Below are 19,795 nucleotides of genomic sequence, written 5' to 3' on the forward strand. Positions count from 1 at the left end.
AGATAATCAGAACATCGATGCTAGGTGTGGTTCGCTAGACGCTTACGATGTACTAACAATTGCCGTTATTTTTATGTGGCGTATTTTTTTAGGACGCAAAATACCGTACGGATTTTATTATCTTATTGTAGGGCTTGGTATCAATGCTTCACTGTTTATGAGCATGTATATTGATAATACTCTTTATGGCAATCGGGACTTTTGGTGGCTGTGGATGCTGTATGGCTTGCTTATGCCTATTATTGATATCACTATGGCGCTAATACTAATTATCAATAAAGATTTGCTAAAACTTGTTTGGTTAATTAAAAAATTAAAATCATCATCTATACAAAAGCCGAATTAGCGCATACAAGTTATGCGCTAATTCGGGAAGTGTTATTGGGCACCACAGCCCAGTTTAGTTTTTAGCGCTTTGACAATTACAGGGTCTACAAACTCGCTTACATCACCATTGTGACGTGCTACTTCTTTAACGAGCGTTGATGAAATAAATGAATTTCGCTCTGCGGGTGTTAAAAATACACTTTCTAAATCAGGATTCAGGCGGCGGTTCATGTTAGCTAATTGAAATTCATAGTCAAAATCAGATACCGCTCTAATACCACGAATAAGCACATTAGCATTGTGATCGCGCGCAAGGTCAGCCAATAAGCCAGAAAAACCAATGACCTTAACATTATCTAAGTGACTTAAAATAGAGTTTGCAAGTTCAACACGTTCTTCAAGGTTAAAACAGGGTTTTTTACTTGGGTTGTTCGCAACCGCAACTAATACGGTATCAAACATTTTAGCTGCACGTTGAATCAGATCTGTATGACCATTGGTTAGTGGATCAAAGGTGCCCGGGTAAATTGCAATAACTTTCATAATGTTCACTATTTATGATTTTAGCGCTAGTTTAACAGTGTTTATGCCACAAAGCAGCCTAGCTAATAAAGCATATAAACACTTACTTTCTTTGAGCAGGTCAGTCCAAGGTTTGAGTGTTTTAATGATTCATATTTGTTTATACTGTTTACCTCTTTTGAGTGTAATGTAGCCTATAGATAATTTGAGTATTAGCATATGAATACCAAGGATAAAATAATACACACCAGTATTTTGTTGTTTAACGAAAATGGTGAGCGTGCAATAACGACAAATCATATTGCATCAAACTTAGGGATGAGCCCGGGTAATCTTTATTATCATTTTAAAAATAAAGAAGACATTATCCGTCATATTTTTGCGCTGTATCGTGATCATTTAAATACTCACTTTAAACCTATTAATAAAGATGATGATGCATTTAATCATTTAACGGCTTATTTAGATTCGTTATTTGAATTGATGTGGCGTTACCATTTTTTTTACGACAATCTTGGCGATATACTCGCCAGAGACACTGAGCTAAAACAAGCTTACATTGATTTTCAGTTAGAGTTATTAGAGCAAGTTCGTAAAATTATTCTAGGTCTTCGCGATAGTGAAATGATTGCTATTGATGAGCAAGATGTTATTGATTTAGCCCATACACTAAAGTTAACTGTTAGCTTTTGGACGCCTTATATTAAGGCTCGTAGGCCAAGCGGTACCCTTGCTGAGCAAGATATATATCACGGTATTTTAAAAGTACTTACATTATTTAGAGCGTACAGTACCGATAAAAGTATCGATAAAATGAACCTGCTACGCGAAAAGTACACCGAGTTAGCACAACAAGCCTTAGGGGCTGTGACCCTTCAGGATTAAAATTTGTTCAATCTAGGGGCGATTAAATCGCGATGCGAGATTTGTAATCTGGTGGGCTCGGTAACTGCTCCTGCGTTACCTTACTGACTACATCTATGTAGGCAACAAAGAGTTAATTGCCCTAAGGCAGAATCCTTCGAGCAGCGTATGTTTAGCATTTATGCTACGTTATCGCCTATTTATAGGGAATAACCACGCTACATAGGCTCTGCCTTGCTAAAATACCAAACACACTGCTGCAAATTTAACCTCGAAAGATAAACAGGCCCTCGCGGTTGCTTAGTCGATAATTATTGGTTGTTTCCTAGACGCTGAATTTTTTGCTATAATCGCGCGCCAAATGCCTGGGAGCGCGAATTCCCGCAGTCTAAGAGTGAACTATGCTTAAATTTATCGTCAAACTACATCCTGAAATAGCCATCAAAAGCCGTTCGGTCCGTAAACGCTTTACTAAAGTGTTAGAAAATAACATTAAAATTGTATTGCGACGTCTTGACGAAAAAGTACAAGTAAGAAATAACTGGGATAATATTTCAGTTGTTACAAAGCTTGAAGATGCACAAGTTCGCCTTGATTTTATCGACAGCCTTAAACGCATACCTGGTATCGTTCAGTTTATTGAAGTAACTGAGACGCAATTTGAAACTCTCGATGATATCTATCAAAAAACAATAGCGTTAGTGGGTCACACAATTGTGGGAAAAACTTTTTGTGTGCGTGCTAAGCGTATAGGCCAACACGACTTTACCTCGACTGATTTAGAGCGTTATGTTGGTGGTGGGCTAAATCAACATATTGAAGGCGCAAGCGTTAAGCTTAGCCGTCCAGAAGTAACAATACGCTTAGAAGTAAAAGACGATAAAGCTTACATTGTTTCGCAAACGCATTTTGGTATGGCGGGCTTTCCACTACCAACGCAAGAAGACGTGCTTTCACTTATGTCGGGTGGTTTTGACTCTGGCGTAGCAAGTTACCAAATGATTCGTAAAGGCGCACGTACGCACTTTTTATTCTTTAATCTAGGTGGCGCAGCGCACGAGATTGGTGTTAAGCAAGCGAGCTATTTTTTATGGAAAAAATACAGCTCAACACATAAAGTTAAATTTATAACAGTTGATTTTGAACCTGTTGTTGCTGAAATTCTAGAAAACGTTGAAAACAGCCAAATGGGTGTTGTGCTTAAACGTATGATGATGCGAGCAGGAAGTGTAGTGGCTGAAAAGTTGAACATTCAGGCGCTTGTCACAGGTGAAAGTATTGGCCAAGTATCTAGTCAAACATTAGCGAACTTAAGCGTGATTGACCGTGTTACTGAAACGCTTATTTTACGCCCGCTAATTCAAAATGATAAACAAGAAATTATTAATCTTGCTCGCCAAATTGGTACAGCTGAAATGGCTGAAACGATGCCTGAATATTGTGGTGTTATTTCTAAAAAGCCGACAGTTAAAGCCAAAATTGAAGTAATAGAAGCCGAAGAAGAAAAGTTCGATTTTGATGTGCTAGATACCGTAGTAAATAACGCGCGCATAATGGATGTACGCGATATTGACGTAGAGGCCAAGCAAGAGCTAAAAGAGGCTGAGTCAGTTGCTGATTTACCTGCAGGCTCTGTAGTAATTGATATTCGCTCACCAGAAGAAGAAGAAGCTGCACCGCTTGCAATCGATGGTATTGAAGTGGTGCATTTGCCGTTCTTCCGTTTAGCTACTAAGTTTGGTGATTTACCAAAAGACACCGACTACTATTTATATTGTGACAGAGGCGTAATGAGCCAACTACAGGCACTTATGCTGCACGAACAGGGCTTCGAAACGGTAAAAGTTTATCGCCCGTAAAGTTAAAAGCTTATATAAGCGTGGTTTATACCACGCTTTTTTTTGTCTGAATTTTGACTAACAACTCATCGTTGTAAGGCGTTGGAATACTGTGAAGTTTACCTTGTTGGCTAATATAGCCACATATAGCTGATATTTCAGTTTCTCTATTGTGAGCTATATCTTGCTGCATTGATGAGTAATTATTTGCGGTTAACTCCATTATTTTATAAGCGGTATTGAGCGCTTTAATTAATGGGATATTAAGCCCTTGAGCCTTTGCAATATTGCATGCTTCAGTGAGTGCATTAAAAATTATTGTATTGTACTTAGGTGCACGTAATTCGCCATTTTTTACATTACTTAAAGCGCTTAATGGATTAATGGCAATATTGACGAGTAGCTTTTCAAAACGAAGCTGCTGAATGTTATTAGTAAACTTTAGGTTGGGTATTACTTTAAAAATATCAGCTATTGGCGCACTATTTTGAAGTGCAAGCTCATTACAGCCACCAATAACGCTTTGTCCTTCACCTGTGTGTTGCACAATATATTGGTTTGATTTAAAGCCCGCTATGCTTGTCGTTAAAAAGTAGAGTGCTTGATGAGTGTTTAGCTGGTTATTTATCTCATCAACGTTGCCCATTCCATTATGCGAAAGTACAACAGAGCAATGTGTCGGTAAAAGTGGCTTTATTTGAGAAAACGCATCAAGCACTTGAAAAGCTTTAACGGTAAATAAAATTACATCAAATTCAGTTGCTTTATCTAGCTGATTTAATGAAATAAATTTTGCGTCAATTTTTTTTGATGCACCCTTAGCTCTGCTGTAAAAGCGGGTATTTGTTGGGTTTTTACGAGTTAAAACACTGACATTATGCGATGCGCTCAAAAAGTGGCTCAGCAATAAGCCAATAGCGCCATCGCCAACGATTAAAATATTAGCCATGTGGGTTCTTTTTTCGAGGTGTAAAAATTACTCTAAGTAAAAAGTAGCTTGCAGCACCTGCAAAATCAGCAAAAAAATCACCAAGTGATGCTTGCCTATAAGGGAGTGCGTCTTGCATTATTTCTATTGAGGCGCCATAGCCTGCTAATAAGAGTATTTGAGCATATAAAGGAAGCTTAAAAGCCTTGTCCATTATTATGGCTAATATAAAAAAAATCCCAAAATGGGCAACTTTATCAACATGAGGAAATAAATTTACAACGCCACCTTTTATTTCTTTGGCAAATAAAAAGGTGAAAGCCACTATGCTGATTAAAAAAACTGCTTGATAAACACGCCTTGTCACGACAAATCCTAAAATCGCTTAAAAAAGAGGCGCAAGTATATCAAACTAATTTAGTATCGCACCTGAACAAGATGCAGAAAAATGTAAAGATTTATAATTTTAGCGTTATAATTGCCACATAAAATTAAGATTAAATAGTTAGGAGTATACTAATGCCTTCATTTGATATTGTATCTGAAGTAGAAATGAACGAAGCTAAAAATGCGGTTGATAACGCAAACCGTGAACTAGAGACTCGCTTTGATTTTAGAGGCGTTGATGCATCTATTGAGCTGAACGATAAAACAATTAAGCTTAAAGCAGAAGCTGACTCTCAAGTTATGCAGTTGTTTGATATTTTAGCGGGAAAAATTTCAAAGCGCGGTATGGATGTAGCTAGTTTAGAACTTCAAGATATTAGCCGTGCAGGAAAAAATGTATTTCGTAACGTTGGGTTAAAGCAAGGTATCGAAAAAGACATGGCCAAAAAAGTGGTTAAAGCCATTAAAGATTCAAAAGTTAAAGTACAAGCCGCTATTCAAGGCGAAGAAGTGCGTGTGACAGGTAAAAAACGTGACGATCTTCAAGAGGCTATGCAAGTAGTGCGCAGCGCTGAGCTAGGTCAGCCTTTTCAGTTTAAAAACTTTCGTGACTAAAGTGCACCTGCTAGACCCTAGCTAACGAGTGTGTTGAATGTATTAATAAAAGCTAAACAGTAATGTTTGGCTTTTTTTCTGTGAGGTTATTTTTCGTATTTATCATAGGTAAATCTAGCTTTAGCTATATAGACGTCCATTGACATTTGTAAACAAAATACTCACAATAGCGACATATTTTCAAGGTGCTTGCTAGCCACTTCATGTAATGATTTTTTTAGCAGGATAATCGGGAAGTTGGTGCGTTTTCATGATGACTACAAGCCCAACACTGCCCCCGCAACGGTAAAGTATTGCATATTTTGATGTGCTTACTGAGTCCGGAGACCGGCCTTGATGCTATCTTACTTACTTAAATCTTTGCGGTGGGCAAAGGTAGGGGACATCATGTTAAACAAAACAACTTTAGGCGTTGCTATTTCTGCTGCGCTTTCATTTTCTGTGTCTGGCGCAGAGCAATCAATTGAAAAAATAACCGTTACAGCTAATAAATTTGAGCAATCAATCAATGACGTTTTAGCAAGTGTAAATGTTATTGAGCGTGCAGAAATAGAAGCAAGCAACGTACGCGATTTACCCTCCCTTTTAAATACAGTTGTTGGTCTTGATATTGTAAGTAATGGGGGCTTTGGGCAAAAAGCGGATGTATTTGTACGTGGCGCGTCGGCAAAATACACATTGGTTTTGGTGGATGGTGTTAGGATAAGTGATGCGACATCGGGGAGTGTGTCGCTTACTAATATCCCTGTTAATAGCATTGAACGTATCGAAGTTATCAAAGGTGCTCGCGCGGCCATTTATGGTTCAGATGCAATCGCAGGGGTTATTAGCATCATTACTCGTGATGCAATTAATAATACCTTATCTGCAACATTTGGTAGCAATAGTTACTCAAACTATCAGCTAGCAGGTGGGGTAGCTAAAGATGCGTTGAGCTTTAAATACAATGCAGGTTATGAAGAAACAGATGGCTTTGATGTTACTGAAAAAGACCCTACTGCTGCAATTACTAAAGATCATGATGATGATGGCTATAGAAATAAAAATATTGGTTTTAACTTAAGCTATCATACTGAAGATTTGGGTCAATTTAGCGCACAAGCACAGTATAGTGAGGGTGAGGGTGAATACGACTCGGCATACTCTAGCGACGCTTATGATTTTGAAAACTATATAGCTAAATTAGGTTGGGAAAAAAGCTCTCAAAATTATAATCAAGGTGTTTCAGTCAGTTTATCGCAAGAAGAAAATGAGCAAACAGGGACTGCAGTAAATACTTTTTATAGTACTGAACGTTTTGAAGCAGAATATCGTGGTCTATATACTTTAACTCAAACACTAGAATTAAGTGGCGGTGTTAATTTATTACAAGAAGATTTATCCGGTTCTACAGCAACTTCATTACATGAAAAACGCGATAATAAAGCATTATTTATTGGTGCTTTTTATGACGATGACATATGGCTTGCTAGTGCTGTTATTAGAACCGATGATTACGATTACCACGGTCGCGCTAATACATACAGCACAGGTGTTGGTTATAAAGCTAATAAATATATTAGTGTTCGTGCAAGTCACGGTACAGCATTTAGAGCACCATCATTGGTGAACGCGTTTGTAACGAATAGCCTCTATTATGTAGGTAACAGCGATATTAAGCCCGAAGAGGCTGTGAATAATGAGCTGGGCATTACGCTTACAACAAAATGGGGTCGTTACGATATTACTATTTTTGATAATAATATTACAAACTTAATTGAAAACCAATATGACGCTAATTTGGGAAAATATGTCCCTTCAAATGTTGCGCGTGTGTCTATGCAAGGGGTTGAAATTAGTGCTGAGTTTAGCGCATTAGGATTTGAACATAACGCTAACTTAAGTTTTTTAGATACAGAAGATGAAACTACGGGTAAAGAGTTAGCGCGTCGTCCATCTGAAGCATTTAATTATACACTTACTAAAAGTTGGGGATATTTTGACGCCAATCTAACCATGCTATATCGCTCATCTCGCGATTCAATTTCATACTACGATACAGAAATTGCAGCGTTTACTGTGTTTAATATTGCTGCTAACTATCAGCTTTTAGATAATCTAGCGCTACATGCACGTATTGAAAACTTAACTGATAAAGAGTACTTCACTGCGGGTATTGGCTTTGCCGCAAGTGGTGAGCTTTTAGGTTACAGCGCACCCAGCAGACAAGTATTTGCTGGGATTAGCTACCAGTTCTAAGTTTATTATTTAGTTATAAAAAATACAAAAGCCCGATAAGTTATCGGGCTTTTTGCATTTTCTGTTTACTTTTAAGTTATACCAACCTGCATAGACCTCTAAACAGTTTAACCGATTAAATCATACGCTAACGTCGTTATAAATTTTTATTTAGAACCACTAGATATAAAATTTTTGCCTAGTTAGAGCGCAATTTTATTATCGTTAAATAGCTTCTATACTTATGCAGATTGGTATTAATCAGCTAAGAACTCTTTAAATACGGTTTCAAACTTATGTAATTTAGGTGCTATTAAAATACTACAGTAACCCTGCTGTGGGTTTTCGTTATAGTAATCTTGGTGATAATGCTCTGCTGGGTAATACGTAGTAGCAGGGCTGACTTCTGTCACAATTGGCTCAGCGACATGGCTTTGCAGTTGAGCTATCACTTCGTTGGTTTGCTTAAGTTGAGCTTCATCGTGATAGTAAACCACACTTCTATATTGTGTGCCTATATCGTTACCTTGGCGATTCAATTGTGTTGCGTCATGCAGTGTGAAAAACATTGCTAAGAGTGTTTCAAAGCTAACTACAGTCGCGTCAAATTCAATTTTAACAACCTCAGCGTGACCGGTTGTGCCTGAGCATACAGAATCATATGTTGGGTTATTTGTTTCACCGCCGGTGTAGCCAGAGCTTACGGTTAGTACGCCATTTACACGTCTAAATGCAGCATCTATACACCAAAAACAGCCGCCACCAAATGTTGCTACTTGCGTTGTTGAGCTCATAAGTATTCCTAAAATGTATATGGGGTTTAAAGGCGAGCATAAATTGTATGCGCCGCAACAACAAGGTTACGGCGCAATTAAGAGGCTAGATCTCTTCGAAAGGTTTTTTAGCGGCTTGTTTGTCTAATTTTTGCTGTAAAAACTCAGGTGATTGAGTGTTACGTGCAAGTGCATAATATGCAGCAGGTACAACAAAAAGAGTTAGTAGGGTCGATACAATAACCCCAGTAAACACGACTACACCTATCACCATACGGCTTTCAGCGCCCGGGCCTGAAGCAAGTACTAAAGGTACCGAACTCATAACCGTAGTCAGCGAGGTCATAATAATAGGGCGCAAACGCTGAGTTGCCGCTTGCAAAATAGCTTCACTAAATTCAACGCCTTTATCGCGCAGTTGGTTAGTAAATTCTACAATCAAAATACCGTTTTTAGCACTTAGCCCTATGAGCATGACAATACCTATTTGGCTGTAAATATTTAAGGTAAGTCCTGTAGCCCAAAGTCCGAACATAGCGCCCATTAAACCAAGTGGTACGGTAAGCATAATGACGAATGGATGCATAAAGCTTTCAAACTGCGCTGCCAGTACTAAAAAGGTAACGGTGAGTGCAAGTATAAATACGTAGGTCATCGCTGATGCGCCTTCGTAATAAAGCTGCGACTCGCCTTTGTAATCTACGGCGCCATCTATATCGTTTTCTTGCGCGGCTACTTCGTTTAAAAAGTTAAGCGCTTGCTCAAGCGTATAACCGTCGGCTAAGTTGGCGCTTAATGTAATTGCGCGCATACGGTTGTATCGGTTTAAGCGCGATGCGGTTGCTTCTTCTTTTAAGCTGATAAGGCTATCAAGTGGGACTAGTTCACCGCTTCGTGATTTAAGATATATATTTGAAATGTCAGTAGGGTTAGTAAAGTCTTCTTTAGTCCCTTTTAAAATTACATCGTATTCTTCACCACGGTCAATAAAGGTTGTAACACGGCGTTGGCCAAGCATTGTTTCAAGTGTACGGCCTACATCAGATACCGAAACGCCTAAATCAGCAGCCTTGTTTTTATCTATGCTGACTAAAAACTGCGGGAAGGTTTCTTTATAATCATGATCGATTCTTACTAAACCTGGGTTTTGTTCGGCACGTTTAATTATACGGTCACGCCAATCGGCAAGTTGTGCATAATCATTACCTTGCAATACAAACTCAATAGGGCGAGAAGAGCCACCGCCGCCAATACCACGGCGCATAATGGCAAATGCACGCACATCGGTAACTTCTTGCATTTTACCGCTTATTTCGTCCATTACTTCCCATGTTGAGCGTTTGCGTTTATCCCAATCGGCCATACCAACAATCGCAACACCGCCGCTGCCACCCCAGCCTGGCACTCGAACAAGTACACGACTTAGCTCACCTGCTTGCGAGTAAGGCATTAAACGTTCTTCAATTTTAGCCATATTAGCGGCGTTATTTTCGTAACTTGCGCCCTCAGGGCCGCTCATCATAATAAAGAACGTGCCACGGTCTTCTTTTGGCGTTAGCTCAGAGGGAACTTGTAAAAACAACGAGTAACTAACAAAGCCCGCTAATAATAAGCTCACCATTAAGCCCCATTTACGGGTTATGTTAGTGGAGAGCGATTTACGGTAACTTACTTCAATTTTAGTAAACTGGCGGTCCATCCATTGGCTAAATTTATTTGGTTTGTCTGATACTTTAAGTACTTTAGAACACAGGGCTGGTGCAAGAGTAAGCGCTGTAACACTTGAGAAAAATACGGCAGCACTCACCGCCATTGCAAACTCAGTAAATAATGCCCCTATACGGCCATCCATAAACACCAATGGCACAAACACCGATATTAGTACAAGCGTGGTTGCTACTATGGCAAAACCAACTTCACGCGCACCTCTATATGCAGCTAGTAATGGCGGCTCACCCAGTTCAATACGACGGTGAATGTTTTCAAGCATTACAATGGCATCATCTACTACTAAACCAATAGCCAGTACTAAGGCAAGTAAAGTGAGTAAGTTGATTGAGTAGCCCATTGCTAATAAAAACATAAAGCTACCAACAAGTGCGACCGGTACGGTAACCGCAGGAATAAGCGTTGCTCGTATATTGCCTAAAAACAAAAATATAACGAGTACGACTAAACCCATAGAGATGGCAAGTGTGCTGTAAACTTCACTAATTGATTCTTTAATAAATACTGATGAATCGTAGCTGTCTTGAATTGTGGTGCCTTCAGGTAGGTTACGTTTGATTTTTTCAAGTTCACTGCGTGCGTTATCTACTACGGTAAGCGTGTTTGCTTTAGCTTGTTTTACAATTCCTAGGCCAATCATGTTGCGCCCGTTACCACGAAATAAGCTTTCGTCATCGGCAGCTTCTAATTTTACGTCGGCAACTTCACCTAAACGCACTAAATAACCTTCTTCACCACGTTTAATAACAAGGTTTTTAAAATCGCGCTGATCTTTATAACTACGTGCGGTACGCACGGTAAAGTCGCGATCTATTGATTCTATTTCGCCGGCAGGTAATTCAACGTTTTCTGTACGCAGTGTATTTTCAATATCGCTTGAGGTAATACCGCGTGCAGCCATTGCTTGGCGGTTTAGCCAAATTTTCATGGCGTATTGGCGCTCACCACCAATACGCACGTTAGATACACCATCTACAACGGCTAAGCGGTCAACAATAAAACGCTGCGCATAATCAGAGAGCTGTAACGAGTCCATTGTTTCGCTGTTTAATACAAACCATGCGATTGGGCTTTCATCACTATTTGATTTAGACACTTCTGGTGGGCGCACCTGATCGGGTAAACTATCAAGCGCACGTGCTACACGTTCGCGTACATCGTTAGATGCAGCATCTATGTCGCGATTAATATCAAACTCAATGGTAATGTTTGAGCGCCCATTACGGCTCGAAGAGTTAATACTTTTGATGCCTTCAATACCTGAAATTCGATTTTCTATTATTTGCGTTATTTTGGTTTCTATAATTTCGGCAGAAGCACCTGTGTATTCAGTGCTGATATTTACTATTGGCGTTTCAATATCAGGGTACTCACGAAGTGGCAGCATAGTAAATGCAACCAGACCAAAAGTAAGAAGTAGTAAATTAATTACTATGGCAAAAACGGGGCGTTTAACGCTAGTATCAGTAATTTTCACGTATTACCCCTTTACGCTTACTTTACTACCAGAGCGAATTTTTATTAGCCCTTCAGTAACAATTTGCTCGCCATCATTTAAACCTTCATCGATAGCAACCCAGCCATTATTTCTGCCAGCAACATGCACTTCAACCTTATTGGCTACTCCGTCTTGAATTTGAAAAACAAAGTGTTTGTCTTGTAAAGGGATAACCGCTTTTTCTGGCACCATTAAAGCTTGGTTACTGCTTAGCTCAAGTGCTGTATTTAGTAACATACCAGGGCGAAGTAATCCTGATTTATTAGCAAAGCTTGCAGTTACTTCAACACTGCGTGTTACCGAATCAATACGCGAGCTAATATGCGTTACCTTGCCGTTAAATGTCTGCCCTGGGTAGGCATCGTTTTGGGTAAGTACTTTCATACCCATGTTTAATTGTGCTAAATATTTTTCAGGTACTTTGAAGTCAACTTTAATAATACTAATATCATCAAGTGTGGTGATTATTGTTGTGTTGCTTACGTAGGCGCCAACTGATATTTCACGCTTACCTAACAGGCCTGAAAATGGCGCGGTAATAGTCATTTCATTTAACTTTGTTTTAGCGCTTTCTAGTTGAGCTTCAGTGGCATCAACACGAGATAATTGTTCTTCAAGTAATGACTTTGCCGTTGATTGCGAACGTGAAAGTTCGGTAAGGCGATCTAACTGACGTTTTTCCTCACGTAAGTTAATACCGAGTTCTTTAACTGCAAGTTGCTCTTGTTGGCTTTGTAACTGTACTAATTTTTGTCCTTTACTGACTAAGTCGCCATCTTTAAAATATATATCTGTGACATAATCGTTTTGCGCACTTTTTATATAAATAGCTTGGTTTGCACGTGCACTACCGATGGCCTCTATCATCACTGCGTTTTCCTCAGAGGTAACAGTATGAGCCGTTACTTGGGTAGACATTTGTGATGAATCGGCTTGTTCGCCGTGGCTAGCGGGTAAATATAAATAAACGCTAAATATTAAAAGTAACGTAATAATAAATGGAAAAAGTGCTTTACCTGATTGTCTTGAGTACATTGATTTCATACCTGAAAATGAATTGTAAGTATTGTACGAAATAAGACCGTGAAAAGACGGTTATGTATCTCATAAATTTGTGCGTTAAGCGTAAAAGTAAATAAGATTTATTCATTGTTCCTATATTGTTGAGGAAAAAGCGGTAATGTATGAAATTTAAAACTAGCTGTAACTTATGTATAACAACAAGAAAGGTCATAATTTGGGGCATTATTATGTTTGTTTTTTATATGGTGTTTTACCAATATGGATAAATCTGACAATGTCATTAAGTTTCGGGCACAGGGCGCGCGAAACGCAATTGAGGTGATTGTTGTAGGTGCTATAGGCTTAGTCTTTATTATGTTGTTTAATTTATTAAGACCAGGTGAGATCAGCATTGTTGAAATATTTTTAGTGAGCTTGTGCCTTGTGGCTATTTTTATTGGATTTTTAAAATCTCAAGAACCATACCATAGCCTTATATTAAGCGAATCTGAGCTCGTTTATTGCCACAAATACGGAGCTTGGAGTATGCCTCATAGTAACTTTCATCACAGTGGAATACCCAAAGTAGAAGATGGCTTTGACTATTTAGAATTAAATGCGGTTGGCGTTAGGGTAAATGATATAGACGACTTTTTATCAAGTATAGCGCCTAGAATTGCAGGGAAGTTATTAATAGAGCAGCGTAATTTATTTATGCAAGTTGTTCAAAAGCATTGCAAAAATGGCAATTGCCCATCAGAATGGTTAATAGAAGATACACATTACACATCCCATAAAGGGATAAGCTATACTGGTCTTATAGCCATGTTTGCTAATAGAACTAAGCACCTTCAGCAGCTAACAGGTTACGATTTATTATTGCCTGCCAGCGTGTTAGATAGAGATATTTGGGCATTTAGTGCTAACTTAAATAAGTGGAAGCGCGAGCCTAGTCAGTTTATAGCGTCGCAGCTTAGTAATTAAGCTACGACTGTAGGAAAGAAAAATGAGTCAAGAGAGAGCCTTTTTAAAAAGTGGTCGAAACACCATAATACATAAAGATAAAAAGCATGATTTAGTGATTGTAAACTCTGAAATTCATCCTCGAATTAAAGTAACGCAACATGGTCTGGAGCCATTTAAAGAAGAATTACCTAAAAACCGCCGTGATGCAAAAGAGCGTTATTTAGAAATGGTTTATGTAAGTAGCGCTGATGTATTTGGCGAAGAAAAGCAGTTGCTGTTTATTCAAGCCCTAGACGGGCGTGAATACAAAATAGATTACAGTAAAATCGGTACGAAGTTGTTTGTACGCATTCATCAAGATACATATATGTAGTACTTTAATGGCATCTTTATTGCTAGTGATTACACTATAGTAATTATTTGACATAATAAGGTGCTGCGTATGAAAGCGTTTGCTTTAATCCCCCTCATTTCGTGTGGTTTACTGAGTGCGTGTGGAGGCGGTGGCGGTGATAGCGATAATACAGTTGTTGAAACGTCTGTTAATGCTGGAGCCGATTTACAAATTATCGAAAAATCTGAATTTACCATCACAGCACAAGGTTCCCCCGCTGATGGTACGTTTTCATGGCAACAAGTTAGTGGCCCAAGCATAGAAGGTTTCCCCCTTGAAGGCGCTGAGCAAACACTTACTGCACCTGACGTAAAAACTGATAGTCAAATAATATTAAGAGTGAGCTATCAAAGTACAGGTAGTAGTGCTGTTAGTGACGACATTTCTATTTCAGTGAGCTCTAATAACCAACTACCTCTTGCTGTTGTTACACAAACATCTCCTGAAACACTTCCCTCTGTATACAAAGGTACAGTGACTTTGAGTGCCCTAGAGTCGAGCGATCCTGATGATAATGGCCAAATTGATAGTTATATGTGGCAATTGCTATCGGGTCCTGATTTAGATATTGAGAGTTTTAATGAATCAACTCTTAGCTTTTCTCATCCATTACTTGAAAGTAACGTGAATTTATCTTGGCAGCTAACTGTCACTGATGATGAGGGTGGCGAGGCGAGCACTCAATATTCAATGACACTCAACAAAACAAATGAGTTAGTGGATGCAAATGCAGGCGCAGATCAAAATGTTGAAGAGTTTGAACAAGTAACGCTTGATGCAACAAATAGCGAAACAGTTACCGATACCTATAAGTGTAAATGGCAACAACTTACCGGTAATAGCGAAACATTAAGCAATAGCGACCAATGTACAACGACATTTTTTGCCTCAGATGTTGATACTGAGTCTACATTGAGCTTTGAAGTCACGGTAACCGACTCAAAAGGACGCACCGATACAGACTCCTTATTTGTTGATGTATCACCCAAAGCACTTGGATTCATCAACGATAGTGGTGTTGGTGAGTGTTATAACAATACTCAACGTATTAATTGTGAGAGTGATGACTTTCCAGCGCAAGATGCAGAGCTTGGACGCGATAGCTATGCAAACCGCTTAGATAAAGTTGGCAAAGGTAATTTAGCGTTTGATTACACTAAACTTAATCAGTTTGCTGATGAAGTTGGTGATGATAGTAGTGACTTTACCTGTATACGCGATAATGTTACTGGGCTTGTATGGGAAGTAAAAACTGAATCCTCAGGAGTATTACCAGATACAAGTTTGCGTGAGGGGCAAAATCATTACTTTTGGGATATAGGAGAAACTACTTTTACAGATACAAGTACTGCAAATAGCACATGCCCAAATGATACCAGTTGCGGCGTGCAAAGCTATATAAACGAAGTGAATAGCTTAGATTTCTGTGGTGGTACAAACTGGCGCTTACCAACTTATAATGAGCTTTTAGGTTTAATTGATTACGGGAAACAAGGGCAAAGAGTGCTGATAGACGAATCGTTATTTCCTTATATTCCTCAATCAGGTGATATAGAAAATGTGGATTTACCGTACTGGACCTCTCAAACAGCAGCTGATGGTACCAGTTTATCTCAAGCGTATATCATTGATATGAGTGATGGTAACGACCTTGCTTATCCAAAAGAAAATACTGCTTATGTACGTTTAGTTAGAAGTCGTTAGGAGAAAATAATGAAATTTAAATTACTCTATGCACTAGCAACTATAAGTTTGAGCTTTAATATTGCAGCGGCGCAAACGTGCTACGACGGTGCAGATACCACAACACCGACAGATAGATTTACTGTAAATACAGATGGCACAGTGTCTGATAGTGAAACAGGCCTTATGTGGCAACGCTGTAGTTATGGACAAACTTATAATACAGAGACACAACTTTGTGAAGGTTCAACACCTTCTCTTACTTGGCAAGAGGCACTACGCGGTGCTAAAAATGATACAACCGCAGATTACGATGATTGGCAAATGCCTAACATTAAAGAATTGGCGAGTATTTTAGAGCACAGTTGCACAGAGCCGAGTATTAATGAAGACGTATTTTTGGGCACTAAGCTTCAAAACTATTGGTCAAATACATCGGGTGTAAGCACGATGAGCTCAGCGTGGGTTTATCAATTTGATAGTGGGTTGAATAGCTTACATGCTAAAACCAGTAATGTGTATTTACGATTAGTGCGCTACGAAGAGTAAATGCATACTAAGATTAGACAGACAAAAGTGCAGCCTTAAAACAGCTGCACTTTTTTGTTTTACATAAATTTACGTTATTTCAATAATAAAGCGCTTACAACGTTGTCACTCAGCGCATTTTTTTGCCATTATAGGCCGTGATTTAATTACGAAGGAACATCACGGTGTATTTAAGCTATTTTGGCCTGAACGAAAAACCTTTTTCGATTTCGCCCAACCCTCATTACTTATTTTTAAGTGAACGACATAAAGAAGCCTTAGCACACCTTACCTATGGATTAGGTGAAGACGGTGGTTTTGTATTATTAACAGGCGAAGTGGGTACTGGTAAAACTACAATTACCCGCAGTATGTTGGAGCAGCTTCCTGAAAACACTCAAGTAGCGATGATCCATAACCCAGCGCTTTCAGAGCTGGAGTTATTAGCCAGTATTTGTGATGAGCTCAATATTAGTTACGATGTTCATAATGCGACGCTTAAAAGTCTTACCGATATTATAAAAAAGCATTTAGAGACTAATAATAAATCGGGCGGGCACACTATACTTATTATTGACGAAGCACAATTACTTGCCCCTAACGTGCTTGAGCAATTACGTTTGCTGACAAATATAGAAACCGATCATAAAAAATTATTACAAATAGTATTGGTTGGTCAACCTGAGCTGCAAGATCTTTTGAAGCGCAACGAATTAAGGCAACTTGCCCAGAGGATAACGGCTCGTTACCATTTATTACCACTTACGCAAGGCCAAACAGTCGCTTACATAAAGCATCGGTTACATATTGCAGGGTGTGATAAAGGAATCTTTTCGATGGATGCCATGCAAGCTGTTCATCAATTAACTGGCGGTGTGCCACGATTAATGAACTTGGTCTGTGAGCGTGCTTTAGTTGGGACTTTTGCAAAGCAGCAGTTGATAGTTGATAGCGATATAATAAAAAAATCAGCCCATGAGTCATTACCCATGGATTTTGTAGCACCGGTTAACGAAGCTAACAAAGCAACGTCATTTGTACCCTATAGCCTTGCATTCGCTGCTTTATTTGCCGTAGGCATTGGGCTTTCATTTATTTTATAGTTAGGTAAGTTATGTCTTATTTATTAGATGCGCTAAAGCAGTCGCAGCAATCAGATATGAGTGCTGAACAGTACGACTTACAATCTGAGCAGTTAAAGCAACAGCAAGCACTTAAACGTTATAGACGATTAGCATTAGTATTTGGTACAAGCTTAGCTGCTTTTATTGCGGTAGCGGGTGGCTTTACCGCCGGAAAGTGGTTTCAAAGTACGACTTTATTAAACGCAGCGGAACCCGCTGTAATTAAGGTGGTGGAAAGCGAAAAATCATCGCCTAACAAAGACGTTAAAGAGGAAGATGCTGAAGCTGAAAAACAGCAAGTAGCTAAGTTAGAGCCTGCAAAAGTAGCTCCAACAAATACTGCAACGATTGAAGGGCAACTTGTGCATGTGCAAACACCCAATGGTGTACAGCAAATGTTATTAACCCCAAATGGTCAGTATATTCCTATGCCGTCGAGCCAAGTCACGAGCGCAGCAGGTTATAATCAGCAAAACATGCAACAAGTAATGCCGGTTCAAAATTATAATCAGCCAGCGTTTAACCCACAAAGTAATTACAATCCAAATAATGCACAAAACACTGCGGTATTTGGGCAAAATCAAAATACCGCATCGGCTCAACTTGATATGAGTAAATATAAGGTATTGGGTAAGCCAATTAATGGCAGCACCCAATCCCAACAGACGAGTGACCCTGAGCTTGATGCCGTGCCTACAACTCTTAAAAATGCATTTGCGCAAGCTATACAAGATGTCGAAAAAAACCAAGATTATGAAGTTACTCAAGCGTCAAAAACGTCATCACGTGTTGAGCCTGTTGAGTTATTACCTGATGGTTTGCAATCAATGTTACCTAGTATTAAATATCAAGCGCATATATATTCATCGAGTGCTGATAAACGTTGGATCAAGCTAAATGGCCGAGAATTACACGAAGGAGAAAGTATAGGGGCTCTAACAGTCACAGAAATTACACCTGAGCAAAGTGTGCTAGATTTTGATGGTTATGAGTTTAGCTTAAAAGCTTTGCAAGACTGGCCGCAGTAAGCGCTTAGTTATCATGTTGAGAGCTCGGTAGAATATTGAGCTCTCGATTGTGCTTAGGATAATATTGAATTTTTATAAAAGCGCTCTAAATCAATATTATATTCTTTAGGTTTAACCGCTGACTCAAGAGTGTCTACAGTTTTTTTATTAGATAAATCAATATCTTTTACTTCGGTGTAGCGGCTATGCTTAGCGCTGTAAAATGTTTTAACGACAGGTTTTAGTGGTGCCCCCGGATTACTCTCGGTGACCAAACCCACTCTTTGACTCGATAACCTTACAAGCGTTCCTACCGGATGGATGCCAATACATTGAATAAATTTATTAAGCAGCACAGGATCAAAGCTATCTGGGCACCCGTCTTTTAATATTTTAAACGCCTTTATTGGCTCCATGCCTGCTTTATAAACACGTTCTGCGGTAAGTGCATCATAAACATCTACAATTGACGCCATACGCACATACTGACTTATCTCGTCACCTTTTTTACCAAACGGGTAGCCTTTACCATCGAGTCTTTCGTGGTGCATACCTGCAATATCTACCGCGATTCCTGTTAACCCAGAGTCTTCTAATATCTCTTTACTGAAAAGCGAATGCATTTTCATTATTTTAAATTCGTCGTCTGTAAAGCGCCCAGGTTTGTTTAGCACTTCATCAGGGATTTTTATTTTACCAATGTCGTGTAATAGTGCGCCGGTAGTCAGCTCAACAATAGTATCTTTCTCTATATTTAAGTGTTTTGCAAAAATACCCATTAATATTGATACATTAATTGAGTGCTCAAGTAGGTAGGCATCTTTTTGGCGCATTTGGGTAAGGCAGGCTAGGGCATCTTGATTTCTAAAAACTGAATCCATAAAGCCACTTGCCAGTTCTCTAAACGGCCCTATATCTATATCACGGCCAGCTTTTATATCTTTAAATGCTTTTATTTGCAGTGTTTTTGCTTCGTCATAAAGCTTTTTTGCTTTTCCCATTTCTTGCTCAGCGCTGTTTATTTTTTGCCAAGGATCACGCTTTATTTTTGTTGTAGGTGTAGCGATAGGATCTTTTTCAGGGACTGAATCAATGAGGGTTTTATCTGGGTCAATTTCTACTTCTAAAATACCTGCTTTTATCAGGTTATTAATACCAGCTTGAGTTTTAACCCAGCCTTGGTTTTTAATTTTAATACTGCCAGTTTGTTTGGTAACGCTTTGCACAAACATACCTGGGACTAACTTAGTAATAGGAATGGTTTTCAATTTTACGACTTCAGTTGTTAATCTACTTTTAAACTAACAAACTTATACGTAACGACCAAATAAAAAAGGCACTTTACAGCTGTCTCTTATACACAAATCCCTGCTAAGAAATTAGCGGGGATTTTT

The 19,795-nt window shown here is 39.0% G+C and carries 17 protein-coding genes, 1 pseudogene and 1 riboswitch; of the genes and pseudogenes, 11 read left to right on the forward strand and 7 right to left on the reverse strand.

Annotated features, from left to right (window positions below; genetic code table 11):
- Positions 1-346 (forward strand): annotated as a pseudogene (locus tag GQR53_RS18170) (hypothetical protein); the annotation flags it as partial.
- A 32-nt stretch (positions 347-378) separates the two neighbouring features.
- Here GQR53_RS18170 and coaD read toward each other — a convergent pair.
- Positions 379-870 (reverse strand): pantetheine-phosphate adenylyltransferase, encoded by a 492-nt coding sequence (gene coaD / locus GQR53_RS18175; protein WP_039484868.1) that lies wholly within the window; start codon positions 868-870, stop codon positions 379-381.
- 198 nt (positions 871-1,068) lie between these two features.
- Here coaD and GQR53_RS18180 point away from each other — a divergent pair, with 198 nt between their 5' ends.
- Positions 1,069-1,734 carry a TetR/AcrR family transcriptional regulator gene (locus GQR53_RS18180; RefSeq protein ID WP_165744837.1) on the forward strand — a complete coding sequence of 222 codons (666 nt, stop codon included), beginning with the start codon at positions 1,069-1,071 and terminating at the stop codon, positions 1,732-1,734.
- A 380-nt stretch (positions 1,735-2,114) separates the two neighbouring features.
- A complete protein-coding gene (gene thiI, locus GQR53_RS18185; RefSeq protein ID WP_165744838.1) occupies positions 2,115-3,572 on the forward strand; it encodes a tRNA uracil 4-sulfurtransferase ThiI in 1,458 nt (485 codons plus the stop codon).
- A 25-nt stretch (positions 3,573-3,597) separates the two neighbouring features.
- Here thiI and GQR53_RS18190 read toward each other — a convergent pair whose 3' ends face one another.
- Both GQR53_RS18190 and GQR53_RS18195 read right to left on the reverse strand, forming a co-directional pair.
- Positions 3,598-4,500: a 2-dehydropantoate 2-reductase gene (locus GQR53_RS18190; RefSeq protein ID WP_165744840.1), complete on the reverse strand. Its 903-nt coding sequence runs from the start codon at positions 4,498-4,500 to the stop codon at positions 3,598-3,600.
- Positions 4,493-4,846 (reverse strand): VanZ family protein, encoded by a 354-nt coding sequence (locus GQR53_RS18195; RefSeq protein WP_002958754.1) that lies wholly within the window; start codon positions 4,844-4,846, stop codon positions 4,493-4,495. The genes GQR53_RS18190 and GQR53_RS18195 overlap by 8 nt, the downstream gene beginning before the upstream one ends.
- A gap of 152 nt (positions 4,847-4,998) precedes the next feature.
- Here GQR53_RS18195 and GQR53_RS18200 point away from each other — a divergent pair, with 152 nt between their 5' ends.
- Positions 4,999-5,481, forward strand: a complete 483-nt coding sequence (locus GQR53_RS18200; protein ID WP_165744842.1) for a YajQ family cyclic di-GMP-binding protein — start codon at positions 4,999-5,001, stop codon at positions 5,479-5,481.
- Positions 5,482-5,647: 166 nt separating this feature from the next.
- Positions 5,648-5,832: riboswitch (cobalamin riboswitch) on the forward strand.
- A 36-nt stretch (positions 5,833-5,868) separates the two neighbouring features.
- The gene (locus GQR53_RS18205) at positions 5,869-7,719 is read left to right on the forward strand and encodes a TonB-dependent receptor (protein WP_165744844.1); all 1,851 of its coding nucleotides are present in this window, start codon (positions 5,869-5,871) and stop codon (positions 7,717-7,719) included.
- 236 nt (positions 7,720-7,955) lie between these two features.
- Here the strand turns inward: GQR53_RS18205 and msrA are convergent, their stop codons facing one another.
- The 3 genes from msrA to GQR53_RS18220 form a co-directional block, all read right to left on the reverse strand.
- On the reverse strand, positions 7,956-8,492 hold the full coding sequence (gene msrA / locus GQR53_RS18210) for a peptide-methionine (S)-S-oxide reductase MsrA (protein WP_002958750.1): 537 nt from the start codon (positions 8,490-8,492) through the stop codon (positions 7,956-7,958).
- Positions 8,493-8,577: 85 nt separating this feature from the next.
- On the reverse strand, positions 8,578-11,676 hold the full coding sequence (locus GQR53_RS18215; RefSeq protein WP_165744846.1) for an efflux RND transporter permease subunit: 3,099 nt from the start codon (positions 11,674-11,676) through the stop codon (positions 8,578-8,580).
- Between the two features lie 3 nt (positions 11,677-11,679).
- Entirely contained in the window at positions 11,680-12,732 is a 1,053-nt protein-coding gene (locus GQR53_RS18220) for an efflux RND transporter periplasmic adaptor subunit (RefSeq protein WP_039484841.1), read from the reverse strand.
- A gap of 246 nt (positions 12,733-12,978) precedes the next feature.
- Between GQR53_RS18220 and GQR53_RS18225 the strand changes: the two genes are divergently transcribed.
- The 6 genes from GQR53_RS18225 to GQR53_RS18250 all read left to right on the forward strand — a co-directional run bounded on the left by GQR53_RS18225 (position 12,979) and on the right by GQR53_RS18250 (position 18,422).
- Positions 12,979-13,683 (forward strand): DUF2982 domain-containing protein, encoded by a 705-nt coding sequence (locus tag GQR53_RS18225; protein ID WP_165744848.1) that lies wholly within the window; start codon positions 12,979-12,981, stop codon positions 13,681-13,683.
- Positions 13,684-13,705: 22 nt separating this feature from the next.
- Complete coding sequence (locus GQR53_RS18230) at positions 13,706-14,038, forward strand: hypothetical protein (protein ID WP_024596875.1); 333 nt, start codon at positions 13,706-13,708, stop codon at positions 14,036-14,038.
- A gap of 69 nt (positions 14,039-14,107) precedes the next feature.
- Complete coding sequence (locus GQR53_RS18235; protein WP_165744850.1) at positions 14,108-15,763, forward strand: DUF1566 domain-containing protein; 1,656 nt, start codon at positions 14,108-14,110, stop codon at positions 15,761-15,763.
- A 9-nt stretch (positions 15,764-15,772) separates the two neighbouring features.
- Positions 15,773-16,291 (forward strand): DUF1566 domain-containing protein, encoded by a 519-nt coding sequence (locus GQR53_RS18240; protein WP_165744851.1) that lies wholly within the window; start codon positions 15,773-15,775, stop codon positions 16,289-16,291.
- Positions 16,292-16,455: 164 nt separating this feature from the next.
- Positions 16,456-17,373, forward strand: coding sequence for an AAA family ATPase (locus tag GQR53_RS18245; RefSeq protein ID WP_165744853.1), 918 nt, complete (start codon positions 16,456-16,458; stop codon positions 17,371-17,373).
- Between the two features lie 11 nt (positions 17,374-17,384).
- Positions 17,385-18,422 (forward strand): general secretion pathway protein GspB, encoded by a 1,038-nt coding sequence (locus GQR53_RS18250; protein WP_165723572.1) that lies wholly within the window; start codon positions 17,385-17,387, stop codon positions 18,420-18,422.
- A gap of 53 nt (positions 18,423-18,475) precedes the next feature.
- On the opposite strand, the gene GQR53_RS18255 is transcribed toward GQR53_RS18250, so the two are convergent.
- Positions 18,476-19,669 carry an HD-GYP domain-containing protein gene (locus GQR53_RS18255; RefSeq protein ID WP_165744855.1) on the reverse strand — a complete coding sequence of 398 codons (1,194 nt, stop codon included), beginning with the start codon at positions 19,667-19,669 and terminating at the stop codon, positions 18,476-18,478.
- Positions 19,670-19,795 lie beyond the last annotated feature (126 nt).

The organism is Pseudoalteromonas sp. Z9A6 (assembly GCF_011378805.1).
Lineage (GTDB): Bacteria > Pseudomonadota > Gammaproteobacteria > Enterobacterales > Alteromonadaceae > Pseudoalteromonas > Pseudoalteromonas distincta.

Coding starts and splice junctions, on each gene's coding strand:
- coaD (WP_039484868.1), bottom strand. CDS start 870: ATGAAAGTTATTGCAATTTACCCGGGCACCTTTGATCCACTAACCAAT.
- GQR53_RS18180 (WP_165744837.1), top strand. CDS start 1,069: ATGAATACCAAGGATAAAATAATACACACCAGTATTTTGTTGTTTAAC.
- thiI (WP_165744838.1), top strand. CDS start 2,115: ATGCTTAAATTTATCGTCAAACTACATCCTGAAATAGCCATCAAAAGC.
- GQR53_RS18190 (WP_165744840.1), bottom strand. CDS start 4,500: ATGGCTAATATTTTAATCGTTGGCGATGGCGCTATTGGCTTATTGCTG.
- GQR53_RS18200 (WP_165744842.1), top strand. CDS start 4,999: ATGCCTTCATTTGATATTGTATCTGAAGTAGAAATGAACGAAGCTAAA.
- GQR53_RS18205 (WP_165744844.1), top strand. CDS start 5,869: ATGTTAAACAAAACAACTTTAGGCGTTGCTATTTCTGCTGCGCTTTCA.
- msrA (WP_002958750.1), bottom strand. CDS start 8,492: ATGAGCTCAACAACGCAAGTAGCAACATTTGGTGGCGGCTGTTTTTGG.
- GQR53_RS18220 (WP_039484841.1), bottom strand. CDS start 12,732: ATGTACTCAAGACAATCAGGTAAAGCACTTTTTCCATTTATTATTACG.
- GQR53_RS18225 (WP_165744848.1), top strand. CDS start 12,979: ATGGATAAATCTGACAATGTCATTAAGTTTCGGGCACAGGGCGCGCGA.
- GQR53_RS18230 (WP_024596875.1), top strand. CDS start 13,706: ATGAGTCAAGAGAGAGCCTTTTTAAAAAGTGGTCGAAACACCATAATA.
- GQR53_RS18235 (WP_165744850.1), top strand. CDS start 14,108: ATGAAAGCGTTTGCTTTAATCCCCCTCATTTCGTGTGGTTTACTGAGT.
- GQR53_RS18240 (WP_165744851.1), top strand. CDS start 15,773: ATGAAATTTAAATTACTCTATGCACTAGCAACTATAAGTTTGAGCTTT.
- GQR53_RS18250 (WP_165723572.1), top strand. CDS start 17,385: ATGTCTTATTTATTAGATGCGCTAAAGCAGTCGCAGCAATCAGATATG.